Source organism: Caballeronia sp. LZ032 (genome assembly GCF_031451315.1).
Classification (GTDB): domain Bacteria; phylum Pseudomonadota; class Gammaproteobacteria; order Burkholderiales; family Burkholderiaceae; genus Caballeronia.
This window is the reverse complement of sequence record NZ_JARUXP010000001.1, coordinates 1541479-1553871: the sequence shown is the minus strand read 5'-3', so window position 1 is coordinate 1553871 and position 12393 is coordinate 1541479. Positions and strand designations below refer to the sequence as shown.

General features: G+C 65.5%; 9 protein-coding genes. 6 read left to right on the top strand and 3 right to left on the bottom strand.

All coding sequences use genetic code 11. The features are described 5' to 3' along the window. Positions 1 to 30 precede the first annotated feature (30 nt). Complete coding sequence (locus tag QCE69_RS07260) at positions 31 to 537, top strand: CBS domain-containing protein (RefSeq protein ID WP_309916283.1); 507 nt, start codon at positions 31 to 33, stop codon at positions 535 to 537. Positions 538 to 558: 21 nt separating this feature from the next. Here QCE69_RS07260 and QCE69_RS07255 read toward each other — a convergent pair whose 3' ends face one another. Continuing rightward, entirely contained in the window at positions 559 to 1332 is a 774-nt protein-coding gene (locus tag QCE69_RS07255) for a hypothetical protein (protein ID WP_309930100.1), read from the bottom strand. 750 nt (positions 1333 to 2082) lie between these two features. On the opposite strand from QCE69_RS07255, the gene QCE69_RS07250 reads away from it, so the two are divergent. The 3 genes from QCE69_RS07250 to QCE69_RS07240 all read left to right on the top strand — a co-directional run bounded on the left by QCE69_RS07250 (position 2083) and on the right by QCE69_RS07240 (position 7337). Then, positions 2083 to 3441, top strand: coding sequence for a hypothetical protein (locus tag QCE69_RS07250; protein ID WP_309916277.1), 1359 nt, complete (start codon positions 2083 to 2085; stop codon positions 3439 to 3441). After that, positions 3438 to 4757 (top strand): cellulase family glycosylhydrolase, encoded by a 1320-nt coding sequence (locus QCE69_RS07245; RefSeq protein ID WP_309930099.1) that lies wholly within the window; start codon positions 3438 to 3440, stop codon positions 4755 to 4757. Before QCE69_RS07250 ends, QCE69_RS07245 begins: the two co-directional genes overlap by 4 nt. Positions 4758 to 4991: 234 nt before the next feature. Beyond that, a complete protein-coding gene (locus tag QCE69_RS07240; RefSeq protein WP_309930097.1) occupies positions 4992 to 7337 on the top strand; it encodes a polysaccharide biosynthesis tyrosine autokinase in 2346 nt (781 codons plus the stop codon). A 127-nt stretch (positions 7338 to 7464) separates the two neighbouring features. Here the strand turns inward: QCE69_RS07240 and QCE69_RS07235 are convergent, their stop codons facing one another. Beyond that, positions 7465 to 8889: a cytochrome c peroxidase gene (locus QCE69_RS07235; protein WP_309930096.1), complete on the bottom strand. Its 1425-nt coding sequence runs from the start codon at positions 8887 to 8889 to the stop codon at positions 7465 to 7467. A 145-nt stretch (positions 8890 to 9034) separates the two neighbouring features. Further along, a complete protein-coding gene (locus QCE69_RS07230; protein ID WP_309930095.1) occupies positions 9035 to 10861 on the bottom strand; it encodes an alkaline phosphatase family protein in 1827 nt (608 codons plus the stop codon). Positions 10862 to 10931: 70 nt separating this feature from the next. On the opposite strand from QCE69_RS07230, the gene QCE69_RS07225 reads away from it, so the two are divergent. Together QCE69_RS07225 and QCE69_RS07220 are read left to right on the top strand one after the other, a co-directional pair. Next, complete coding sequence (locus tag QCE69_RS07225; RefSeq protein WP_309916264.1) at positions 10932 to 11132, top strand: hypothetical protein; 201 nt, start codon at positions 10932 to 10934, stop codon at positions 11130 to 11132. Between the two features lie 301 nt (positions 11133 to 11433). Beyond that, a complete protein-coding gene (locus QCE69_RS07220) occupies positions 11434 to 12264 on the top strand; it encodes a sulfite exporter TauE/SafE family protein (protein WP_309930093.1) in 831 nt (276 codons plus the stop codon). Positions 12265 to 12393 lie beyond the last annotated feature (129 nt).

The window sequence follows — 12393 nt, the reverse complement described above, 5'->3', positions numbered from 1 at the left end:
GATTACCCCGCACCACCACGGAGAACGTCAATGGCAACGGTCAAGCAGGTCCTCGAAAGCAAACGCGACGCAACGGTTCACACGATCGATGCCGAAGCAAGCGTCCATGAAGCAGTCTTGTTGATGTCGAAGGCGCAGGTCGGCGCGCTGGTGGTCCTGGTGGGCGATGCGGTCTGCGGCGTCGTCACCGAGCGCGACTACGCGCGCAAGGTGATCCTGATGGACCGGGCGTCGCGCACGACCACGGTCTGCCAGATCATGACCGCGCCCGTGCTGTCCGTGCGCCTCGGCACGAGCACCGAAGACTGCATGGCGCTCATGACGCAGCAGCGGATCCGGCATCTGCCGGTGATCGAGGCGGGCAGGCTCGTGGGCATGGTGTCGATCGGCGACATGGTGCGCCAGCTGATCGACGAGCAGCAGTTCGCCATCGACCAGCTCGAGCGCTATGTGCGCGGCCCGCACGACCATACCCCGGCCTGCGCGCTCACGCGCCGCAGCACGATCCCGCAGACTCTCGAGACGCGCTTTTCCTGATCCGCGCGACTGGCTTACAGATCAGGTTGCATCCATGCCGGCGATCGGCTCGACCGGCCGCGCCGGTTCTGCCGGCGGGGCGAAGTCGCGGCGGAAGCGGTTGAGCGCCGAGAGTCCCATCGAGAGGCCCGGATCCAGATAATGGACGATGAGACTGCGGCGCTCGCCGTTCAGGACGTCGAGATTGCAGTGCTGCATCAGAAAGCCGTTGAAGATGAATACGCTGCCGGGCTTGCCCTTGACGCGCGTGCAGATGCCTTGCTTCAGATGCCGTTGCGTGCGTGCGGTGCGGATCGACAGCGGCAGATGACGCTCGCCCCACTGCAGGCTCTTGGTGAAGAGGTTGCCCAGGCGTCCCGGCAGGCGGCGCGGCTTCGAATAGGCGATGAGATCGCCGGCGCGCTCGTCGTCGTCCGCGGATTGCAGCAGGATCACGAACGTCAGCACGTGCGAATCATAGTGACGGCAATGGCTGTTCGCCTCCTGCGCGACGCTGCCCACGCGCAGGCCGAACCACGGACCCATCGCGGCCTTCGCCTGCAAGGTGTTGTCGATCCAGTCGGACGCAAGCCGCACCGATTCGCTTTCCAGTTCCTTGAACTTCGGAATCTCGCGCAGCGTGTGCAGGATGTCCTTGGCGCTGTTGAAGAACTGCTTGTGATCCGGCGTCGCCGCATGGGCGGCGTCGAGCTTCCCCTTGATTTCGGCAAGCAAGGGCTTGGGCACGACCGATTCGAACACGGCGAGCTCTCCCCGGCATGCCCGCAGCAGTGCCGCGTGGTCCTGTTTTTTCATGGCTTCCCCGAAGATGACGACTGGTTGACTGCGATGCATGGTGGACGTGGATGCGTCGGCGTCGCCTGCGCGCCGGACGGCCCGCCTGTCGACGCGTGAGTCCGCCCGTCCGGCGCGGACCGTTGCGGCCGTTCGCCGCGACATGACATGACGGCGCGTGCCGGCGCATGGGCGACGCGCTGCATGGTGGTCTGTCCATGCAGCGGCGCGCGTAACGGCTGCGCGGAAAGGTGTCGCCGGCTGGTCTCGCTCATGGCGGTTTCTTGTTCTTGCTTGTCTTGTTGTGTCGTGCCCGGATCCTTGCCGATCCGTAGCGCTGTCCGTTTTCCGTCCCCCCAAGACTAACCAGTGAGTACATTTCCGGACTTTGTGCGGCAATCCTAACGGCCCGGTTGCAGCGCGAATGTACGACGGCGCACGCGCTCTGCGGCGCCTCGCACGTCGGACTTACCCCGAGCGGTACGACCAATCGATGCCTTTGGCACGCGAGGATCGTCCGGGCAAACGTTCTCCGCGCTCCGCGTTATGAGCGCCAGCCGACACAGCAAACGTTGGCGAGCAGGGGCCGCCCGGCGCTACGTGCGTCCGCGCACGGATGACGAATAAGCATCCGGGTAATTTTCGATCTCAACAAAACGGGCCCGGCCAGGCTCGATACGCACACCGCGACGCTTGAACAGAATCAGAACGCGTTATCACCGGTGCCTGCGGCAAACGACGATCCGAACACGGACATATGACGGGGTATCAATGAACAGGGCAACGCTCGAAGACAAACTCTGGGTGGCGACCTTCATCATCGCGGTGTCGAGCGACGTGCTTTCGGGCGTGATCCGCTATGCGACCTCGATGATCCACCTGGCGCCCGCAACCTATCTGCCCAAGCTGCTGATGCTCGCCTGGGTGCTCCTCATCATCATCAAGCGGCCGAAGGCCAATCACGCGCTCATCGCGCTGTATCTGCTCGCGCAATCCTTCGTGTCGCTGGCGCATGGCGTGGCGCCCGAAGCGGTCGGCTTCTGGGTGTGGACCGTGATGCCGATGCTGTTCGCGCTCACGGCCTCGCCGGGGGCGCTGCAGTTGCTCAACGGCGGCGCGGCGCGAGTGGCTTTCTTCCTGCTGGCCGCGGCCTGCTTCACCGGCCTGCTGCTGAACAGCTTCGCGCCGATGCCGTGGGTCGGGCAGAGCGTTTCGGTGGGCGGGCACAATGTCGCCGTGGCGATGAACTCGTATGTCGGCGTCGCCTCGCGGCTGACCGGCTTCGGCCGCGACAGCGCCTCCACCGGTCTCATGGTCGGCCTCCTGACCACCTGGCTCCTGACGCGCACGCGTTCCAGGCTGCTGCAACTGGCGCTGCTCGGCTGCGCGGGCGCCGCCGTGTACGCCACCACCAACAAGACCGCGCCGGTGGCGATGGTGCTGGTGGTCTGCGCACACTGCTTCTTCGCGACCCCGACCATCAAGCGCGCCTGCCTGTGGGCGATCGGCGTGGCGGTCGGCTTCCCGATCGTGACCTTCCTCGCCACTGCCGCGATCAACCTCGCGGGTTCCAGCTACGTGACGCTGGCCTCGTTCCAGGACCGCATGTGGAACACGTGGCCGCGGCTGATCGAAGGGCTGCTCAAGGACAATCGCATCTGGCTGGGTCTCGGGCCCGGCGGTTTCGGTTCGGCATCGACCTACTATGAAAGCGCCTTCGGCTTCCAGGTTGCCTACGCGGACAACACCGTGCTGTATGCAGTCGCGAGCTTCGGCCTGATCGGCACGGTGGTGCTCGTCTGGGCCCTCGTGCGCCTGATGATGCGCGCCGACGACAACGCCGTGCGCACCTCCTGGGTGATGCTGCTGTACCTGCTGTTCGCCTGCGCCAGCACGGACATCTGCGAGTCGATCGGCTGTCTGCTGTTCCTCGGCGTGACGATCCGCTATCTGCACGTGAGCGTGCCCGAGACGTACAGCCGCCTGAGTCCGATGAGCCCGATGAACCCGCTGAGCCGCATCACGATGCCGGGACAGACGCCCGCTTCCGGCGTGGTGATCGACGAGCACCAGCATCTCGACCCGCGCCTGAATGCGCCGGTGACGGGCTACGGGAGGCATCTGACGTGAGAAGCCTCGGTCCTCGCCTGGCCCGGCGCGTGACGCTGGCCGGCCTCCTTGCGTGCTGCGGCGCCTTGCTGGCGGCATCGCCCGCGCCGACGGTCACGCTCGACGGCGCGGCCGGCTCCGCCGAAGAGCACTATGTCGCGGCGCCGCGCTTCGGCGCGTCGCGGGCGAACACCGGCGTGGCGATCCACCAGATCAGCGATCCGCGTCTGCTCGATGCCGTGAAGGACGTCGGCTTCTCGTTCGTGCGCACCGATCTCTTCTGGGAAGCGGTGCAGGCGCGCGACGGCTGGCACTTCGGCGAGTTCGACGGCCTGGTGTCGAACCTCCAGGCACGCGGCCTGGGCGCGCTCTTCATCCTCGGCTACAAGCACTACATGTTCAGCCCGGACCAGCCGCCCACCACCGCGCCGCAGCTCGCCGCGTTCCGCACGTATGTGGTCCAGTCGGTGTACCGCTACCGCAACGCGCCGGTGCGCTTCGAAGTGTGGAACGAGCAGGACCACAAGGATTACTGGCTCGCGCCGCCATCGCCGCGCGCGTATCGCGCGCTGCTCGAGACGGCGGTGAGCGCCGCGCATCAGGCGAATCCGGACGTGACGATCGCGACCGGCGGCGTGCAGCAGGTGGACCGCGACTTCATCCGCGCGGTGGGCGACATGAGCGCGTCGAAGTCGAAGACCGGCCCGGACGCGGTGAGCGTGCATCCCTACCGGCAGCAGTATCCGGAGACGGTGCTCGACGACTACGCCGCGTTGCGCGAAGACCTCTCGACGTATCAGAAGCGTCCGCAAGTGTGGGCCACCGAATGGTCATACCCGACCTATGCGTACGACTATGTGAAGGACATCGGCAACGGGCATTCGCCGGAAGCGCGGGCCCGCCAGGCGAAGTATGCGGTGCGGCTGTTCCTGATGAACTGGATGGCGCAAGTCGGCCTGACCTCGTATTACGACATGCGCAACGACGGTCGCGATCCGAAGGAGATGGAACACAACTTCGGCCTGCTCGACGCGGACAACGCGAAGCTGCCGGCGTATCACGCGGTGAAGCATCTGTTCGGCTTCACCGCGGGCGTGAAGAGCGCGCGCTACTTCATGGATGACGCCGAGAAGATCGCGGTGCTCAAGTTCGAGACGGGCGGCGCGACGAAGTATGTGGTGTGGTGCTACGGCGCAGGCAACGTGATGAACGTCGATGTCTCGCGCCTGCCGGCCAACGCGGTTATCACGGACATGTACGGCAAGCCGATCACGAGTCGCGGCGTGCTGGCGGTGACTGAAGCGCAGGGTCCGGTGTTCGTCACGGCGGGATCGTGACGCAGGCAACGAGATTGAGTTTGGGTTTGCGGTGGTGTGCGGGGAGGGCGGGGTGCGGACGGGGAAAACGCACCCCTGCCCAGTTGAATCGATTTGGATGCCGTAATGGATTTACCGACGATGGCCAGTCGTAACTGACGTCCTTGGTCTTTACTTCTTTGTTAGGGATATAACATGCTTTCATACAACATGCGCCCCACCATGACGCCAGTTCCGCACCGTGGTGACGGAATCGTGGATCTCTGGCGCAGCGTCGTACGTCACAAGACCTTGCTCGGCGCGGTCACCGGCACCTGCTGCGCGGCGGGTGTACTGTACATCCTGCTGGCGACGCCGCAGTATCGTGCGGAAGCGCTGTTGCGCGTGCAGAGCAAGGCCGGCGTGGCGATCAGCTCGCTGTCGGACGTGTCCGGCTCGATCGCGGCCGAGGGTTCCGCCAACGACGAAAGCGACGTGCTGACCTCGCGCTCGGTCGTGAGCGCGGCGATCGCGCAGACGGGCGCCGAGACGGTCGTGCAGACCGAGAGCCATTTCCCGCTGATCGGCCGCTGGTTCGCGATGCGTCACGCAACTGACCGCGAGCTCGTGCCGGCGCCGTTCGGCCTCGACCAGTACGCGTGGGGCGGCGAGCGCCTGACGCCGGGTGTGTTCAACGTGCCGAAGGCCGCGCTGCAGATGAAGTTTCACATCATCGCGGGCGAGGGCGGCCGCTGGACGCTCTATGACAAGGACGACGCACGCCTGGCTGAAGGCAAGGTCGGCGAAACCGTGCCGTTCCAGGTGACGACGCCCGAAGGCACCGCGCCCGGCGAAGTGCGCATCGACACGCTGCGTGCCCGTCCCGGCGTCGAATTCCAGATCACGAAGTATTCGCAGCAGACCACCTTCGACAACGTGCTGCAACGCCTGCGCACCGCGATTCCGCCGCGTGACTCGGCACTGCGCGATCCGGCGCTGATCCACCTGACCTATCAGGCCGAATCGCCGTTCGAGGCGCAGGCGATGGTCAACGCGATCGTCAAGAACTATCAGGAACGCGACGTCGAGCGCCGCGCCGCGCAGGCGCAGACCAGCCTCGACTTCCTGAAGCAGCGCCTGCCCGCGCTGAAGGCCGATCTCGAACGCGCGGAAAGCCGTCTCAACACGTTCCGCACGCAGACTGGCACGGTCGACATGCAGCAGCAGAACGTCGCGCTGATCACGCGCATGAGCGCCCTCGAGGAACGCCAGACGACGCTGCAGCTCGCGCTCGACGCCGCGCAGCATCGCTATCGTCCGGATTCCGAGCCGTATCAGAGCGCCCTCACGCAGCTGAACCAGGTGAAGCGCGAAATCGGCGAAGCGACCAAGACCGCGACAGCCCTGCCGAGCATCCAGCGGCAATATGTCGAACTGTCGCGCGATGTCGCCGTGACGACGCAGCTCTACACCAGCGTGCTCACCAACGCGCAGCAGCTCGAAGTGGCCGCCGCCAGCACGCCGCCGGGCATGGCCGTGGTGGACTGGGCCATTGCGCCCGAGAAGCAGTCGTGGCCGCGCGCGTGGATCGTGCTGCTCGGCTCGATCTTCGGCGGCCTGTTCCTGAGCACGGTGTCGATCTACGCGATCGCGCTGCATCGCCGTGAACTGCGCAGCCCGGAAGAGATCGATCACTTCTCGCAAGTGCCGCGTCTCGCCGTGATCGCCCGTTCGACTGCGCAGCTGCGTCAGGATGTCCGTGCGCTCACGCATAACGCGGCGCCGGCCCGCCTGCTCGCGATGACGAACCCGACCGACCCGAGCGTCGAAGCCCTGCGTTCGCTGCGCAGCAGCGTGCGGGCGATGCTCTCCGGCGCGCCCCTCGCGAATCATCCGGGCTTCCATGGCCTGCATCCGATGAACCCGCTCAACCCGATGAACCCGATGGCGCTGAGCCACGCAGTCGGTCACACGGGCCACACGACGGCGGTGATGAATCCGGGCTATGTGCTCGAAGCACCGGGCGCTCGCGACAACGGCGGCCGCGTGATCCTGTTCACGGGTCCGACGCAGGGCGTGGGCAAGAGCTTCGTGTCGTCGAACTTCGCTTACCTGCTGGCCGAGACGCGCGCTTCGGTGCTGCTGATCGACGCCGACATGCGCCAGGGCCGCCTGCGTCATCTGAGCGATGACCGCGAGCATCCGGGCCTGGCCGAGGTGCTGGCCGGCACGGCGAAGGTGGAAGACGCGATCAAGCCGCTCGGCGACGGCGGACTCTCGCTGATGGACGCGGGCGCCGAATTCCCGGAAAACCCGGCGGAGCTGCTGACCCGTCCGGCGTTCCAGGAAATGATGACGATGCTGCGCGACATCTACGACTACATCGTGATCGATTCGCCGCCGGTGCTGCCGGTCGCCGACGCACTGTCGATCGCGATGCAGAACTGCGACCTCGTGCTGCTGGTCTCGCGCGCGGATCGTACGGGGGCAAGGCAACTGGAGGAGACGCTGCGCCGTCTGGAGAATGTCGGCGCGAAGGTGGGCGGGCACGTGTTCAACGGCTTCGCACCGGGACGCTACGGTGCACGTGAGGAATACGGCATCCGGACGTCCACGCGGTAATACGTTGTTCAGGGCGGGCGTGCAACTGACAAGCTGACAAGAAAAGCCGCCGCCGTTTCCTGAGCCGGAGTGCTGGGTTGCCAGCCTCCGGCTTTTTCCTTTTTCCTGCGCGCCTCAGGGGCTTGAGTCAGGGCGTATAACCGTCCGTCAGCGTGTTCATGAACGCGATGATGTCGTGGATGTCGTCGTCGGTCATGGCGGGCTTGTCGCCTGGCTTGCGGTCGAAGGGCGCATCGGTGACGTCGATGTTCGCCTGATACTGCGGCGGCAGATCGTCGTATTGCTGCGGCTTGCCCGCTGCGTCCAGCGGATAGATCTTCGCCGGGTCCGCGCTGCGCAGGTTGTAGAAGTTCATCACCTGCTTCAGGTCGTGATACACGCCGTTGTGAAAGAACGCATGGCGCGTCCCGACATTGCGCAGCGTCGGCGTGAGGAACATGCCGCAGTACTGCGTCAGCGTGGCGGCGTCGGAGCGGAAGGGCCCGCACACGCCCATGTCGTAGAACTTCGGGTCGCGGTTGATCGGCAGGTCGCGGTTGCGCGGTACGCCGAGCGCTTCGTATTGCGTGTCGGTGAACAGCGGCGGCAGATGATCGGCGGTCGGCTTGCTCAGATGGCAGCCGGCGCAGTTGGCCTTGTCCGGATCGTTGAACAGGCGCAGGCCATGCAGCTCCGCCTGCGTGAGCCGCGTCTTGCCTTGCAGCCAGTAGTCGTACTTGCTCGTGAAGCGATGGAACGACGGATCCTCGAACTGATAGCGACCCACCGCGAACATGGCTTCATCGACGAGCAGGTCGGGCTGGTTCACGATGCGCTCGCCGAACAGCTGCTTGAACTGGTCGAGGTACGGCGCGTTCATCAGCTTGCGTGCGACTTCGTCGGGACTGTGGTTCGCCATCTCGACGGGGTTCAGCATTGGCCCGAGGGCCTGGTCCTGCAGCGTGCTCGCGCGGCCGTCCCAGAACAGGCCGCCCTGCGGCACCAGCGCGGGCGCGGCGGGCGCGACGCCGGCCGTTTTCGCGGCGCGTTGCGTGCCGGCCGCCGCGGTGGCCAGCTGGTCGAGCGAGACGGGTGCGGCGTCCATGTCGTTCTGGTCGGGGCCGATCGAGAACGGCGCCTGGCGATACAGATAAGCCAGCGACGGCGGCGGCCGGTAACCGGCCTGGGTCATGTGCTCGCCGCCCAGCTGCACCGAAAGATTATTGGGCGGGCCATACGCGTGATCCGGGTTGTGACAGGACGCGCAGGACTGCTTGCCCGATGCCGACAGCGACGCGTCATTGAAGATCTGCTTGCCGAGCAGGGCCACCGCGCTCAGCGGCTGGGTCGGCGGAACGTGCAGCGCCACGGGCTGCGGATTCGCGCCGGTGAGATCCTCGACCAGCGTGCCGACGGACAAGGGCACCCGCTCCGGATAAACGAGCGCATAGGCGGCGAAGGCGGCGCAGGCCGCCGCGGCGATCGCGGCGGACCAGCCGAGCACGCGCGGCAACAGGCGCGGCGCGGCGCCGGCGGAGAGCGAGGGCGGCAAGGCAGGGTTCGGAGAGCTCATGACGATGGAGATGAAGAGAGGCTTGAAAAAAAATCATCGAGCCGGCGCGTCGGGGCGCCGTCTCGAGCCGTGGCGAAAGCGGTTGCGCGCCCCGCCTTCACGTGTCAGATGACGCAAGGCGGAGGGCAGGGCGCACGGCCGTGTTTCAGCTCCCGGCGGGCGCGGCGGCGAGCTTCGTGCCGAGGCTCGGATCGAGGAACACGGTCGAGGCATTGCCCGTGCCGTTCAGGTCGAGCATGCCGCGGATGTCGCCGGCCGTCGCATCGAACGAACCGGCGCCGAGACGCGCGCCGCCGAGCCAGTTGTCCTCGATGAAGCGCACGACCGAAGCCTGCGTGATCGGCGTATGGTCCACGTAGTTGACCTTGGCCCACGGCGAGATCATCAGGAACGGCGTGCGCGTGCCCGGACCGCAACGGCCGTTGACCTGGCCGCCGTTGATGCCGAGCGGCTGCGTCGCGCCCGTGCCGGTGCACTCGCCCTGGCCCGACAACTGGTCCGCGCCCGTGAAGGTGGCCGTGCCGACCTTGGTGACGAGGGACTTGTCGAACGAGGAGAACTTGACCGTCGGCACCACGTGGTCGTACCAGCCATCCGAGTCGTCATAGGCCACCACGACGAGCGTGTCCTTCCAGTCCGGCTGCTGCTGCAGGAAGTTCGTCACCTTCACGACGAAAGCCTGTTCGTCGAGCGGATCGGAATTGCCCGGATGGCCGTCGCTGATGGCGGGCGCCTTCAGGAAGCTCACCGACGGGAAATTGCCTGCCTTCACGGCCGTGAAGAAGTCATCGACGTCGTACTGGTGATGCACCGGCGTCGCGGTGTTGTCGAGCGTCGGCTCGGTGTAGCCGATCATCGCGGTCGTCGTCGGGCGCTGGTGCGTCGGATTGGCCGTCGAGGCATAGTACTGGAACCACGCGTGATGCTGCACGTAGTCGGCGGGCGCGGTGCCGAGCACGTCCGACCACGTCGAACGCGCGCAGCCCGTCGTGCCGTTGGCGTTGACGGTCTGCAGGTTGAAGCCGCCCATGAAGCCGCCCCAGGTGATGCCCGCGCCGTTCAGCAGGTCGCCGATGTTCTTGCCGCCCATCATGCCGGTCGGGCCGGAGGTGGCGCCGAGCGCGGCGGTCGTGCAGACGTCGGTGGTCGGGTCGAGGTCGCCGATCATCGTGAAGCCGCCCTGGCCGTCCGGAATCGCGTTGCCGGTCGTCGCCGACGGGTTCTTCGGGTTCGGCGTGACGGTCACGCCCTGGTTCTGGCCCGAGACCACTTCGATCGCGCCCGGTGTCGACGGGCCGAAGGTGTCGGTCCATGCGTTGTCGTTCATCGCGTAGTTCTGCGCGAGATTCCAGTACGCCGTGACGGTATTGCCGTCGAAATAGCCCAGCACCTGCGCCGACGAACCGAACTGCCCCGTGCTGCCCGTGATGATCGAGCTGGCCGACGTGAAGAGCGGGAACGCGTCCATCTTCAGGTTGTCGTCGGCGAGCTGCTCGGGACCGTAGCTGTGGTTCTGGCTCTTGGTGTTGGCCTGCGAGCGGTCGAGGCGGAACGGCTGCGCGGTGGTGGTCGTCAGCGCGACGTTGCCGACGCTCGGCGGCGTGGTCGTCTGGCCGTTGACCGTGGCGGCGACGATGTTCGGCGAGCCCGGTTGCGCGTTCGGATTGGCGGCGCCGGTGAGTCCCGCGGCGGCCAGCGTGGCGATGTCCGTCTGCGTGCCGGCGGCGGCGGTGAAGCTGGGCTCGCCAGCCACGTTCTTCGCGTTCGGGTAGGTGGCGAAGTAGTGATCGAACGAGACGTTCTCGCCGAAGATCACGACCAGATGCTTGATCGGGGTGGCGGTTTTCAGCGCATCTTGCGCGGAGACGGCGGGCGTGGTGGCTCCGCCCGAATCGTGCGAACTGCCGCAGGCCGCCATGGCCAGCAGCGCCGCGACCGAGATCGCACAGGGAAGGATGGTCTTATAGGACATTCGTTGGGGGCTCCAGATTGCCGCACAGCGCTCCAGGACCGACAGGCTGGAGTGGCTGGTTTATTTTTGAATGGATTTGCAAGCGCGCTTCAAGCCGGGACTTGGAGCACCGGAATTGAAACATTTCAATATGGCGAAGCCGGGACGAATTCCTTACTGGTATTTACATACGGTTTTATTACTTCCTGGTTTCTTTTATTCGCTTCGCCTGATCACATCTGAAAGAATGCGGATAAAAGAAGAGCGGCGTGCAATGCGTCGCTTGGGCTAAGGCGCCGAAGCGCATCCCTGGACGAAGGCGTGGCCAGCGTAATTCTCGGCTTAGTCTCGAGGCCTATCGTGGCGTCTGTGCCCGGCGGCATAGGCGAGATCGAATCGGCAGGGCATTGGAAGACAAACTTTCAATCAGCATCCCGACAAGCAGAAGAATCAATCAGCCGCCCGACCGCGCCTTGCAATTCAACATTCATATTACTTACGAAAGCCTCGCTGCCTCTGCCCGGCGCGAAACCCGACGTGTCACTTCGTCGTGAATCGCATTTATCTCCGTGATCAATCTGAAAGGAATCAGCATGACTCTCAGCGTCGAAATCATCGCCATGGTGCTCGTCGCCGGATTGTTGTGCGGTTTTTTGAATACCGTGGCGTCATCGGGGTCCGCCGTATCTTTGCCCATCCTGATGTCGATCGGTCTTCACGCCGCCACGGCGAATGCCACCAACCGCATTCCGGTGCTCGTCGGCGCGCTCGCGGCGACGGTCGGAATCGCGCGCAAAGGCGTCATCCCGTGGCGCCGCGCGCTCAAGGTCGCCGCGCCGCTCGCGCTCGGCGCGGCCGTCGGCGCGCTGGCGAGCGAGCATCTTCCGGGACATGACCTGCGCAAGGTCATCGTGGGCGCGGTGATCGTCGCGCTGATCCTGATCTTCACCAGGCTCAAGAGACTGCTGAACGCCGCCGGAGACAGCGAGTTCCGTTTCGACGCGAGAACCGTGGCGCTGCTCTTCGTCGTGGGCATCTGGACCGGCTTCATCGTGCTCGACTCGGGAACCTACATGCTCCTCGTGCTGGTGCTCGCGGCGGGACTGACGCTCGTCGAAGCCAACATCGTCAAGAACTTCGCGACGCTCTTCACGACCACCGCCGCCATGCTCGTCTTCATGCAGCACGGCAACATCGACTGGCGCGTCGGCGGAATCATGGGGCTCGGCAGCCTGGCGGGCGGCCTGATCGGCGCGCGCATCGCGGTGTCCGAGCATGCGCGGCGCTGGATCGTCGGCTTGCTGGTGACGGTGATCATCGGCGAGCTGCTGCATCTGGCCATCCCGGCGCACTGGCTCAGCGACGAACTCATTCCCGCCATCAACCTGTATGCGTCGATCCTGACCGGCCGAGCCGGCTCATGACGCCCGAAGGCAAAGTTCGTATGGAATGGTCAGGCCGGACTTTGTCCCGGCGATGTGCGCCTTTGCGTTGCTTCACCCCGTCATAAGCGCTACTCTCGATCCGGTCCTGAACGTCGAACGCGGTTCAAC

Excerpts from the sequence above, each read along its gene's own strand:
- QCE69_RS07250 (WP_309916277.1), top strand. The coding sequence starts at position 2,083 with ATGAACAGGGCAACGCTCGAAGACAAACTCTGGGTGGCGACCTTCATC.
- QCE69_RS07225 (WP_309916264.1), top strand. The coding sequence starts at position 10,932 with ATGGATTTGCAAGCGCGCTTCAAGCCGGGACTTGGAGCACCGGAATTG.
- QCE69_RS07235 (WP_309930096.1), bottom strand. The coding sequence starts at position 8,889 with ATGAGCTCTCCGAACCCTGCCTTGCCGCCCTCGCTCTCCGCCGGCGCC.
- QCE69_RS07260 (WP_309916283.1), top strand. The coding sequence starts at position 31 with ATGGCAACGGTCAAGCAGGTCCTCGAAAGCAAACGCGACGCAACGGTT.
- QCE69_RS07255 (WP_309930100.1), bottom strand. The coding sequence starts at position 1,332 with ATGAAAAAACAGGACCACGCGGCACTGCTGCGGGCATGCCGGGGAGAG.
- QCE69_RS07220 (WP_309930093.1), top strand. The coding sequence starts at position 11,434 with ATGACTCTCAGCGTCGAAATCATCGCCATGGTGCTCGTCGCCGGATTG.
- QCE69_RS07230 (WP_309930095.1), bottom strand. The coding sequence starts at position 10,861 with ATGTCCTATAAGACCATCCTTCCCTGTGCGATCTCGGTCGCGGCGCTG.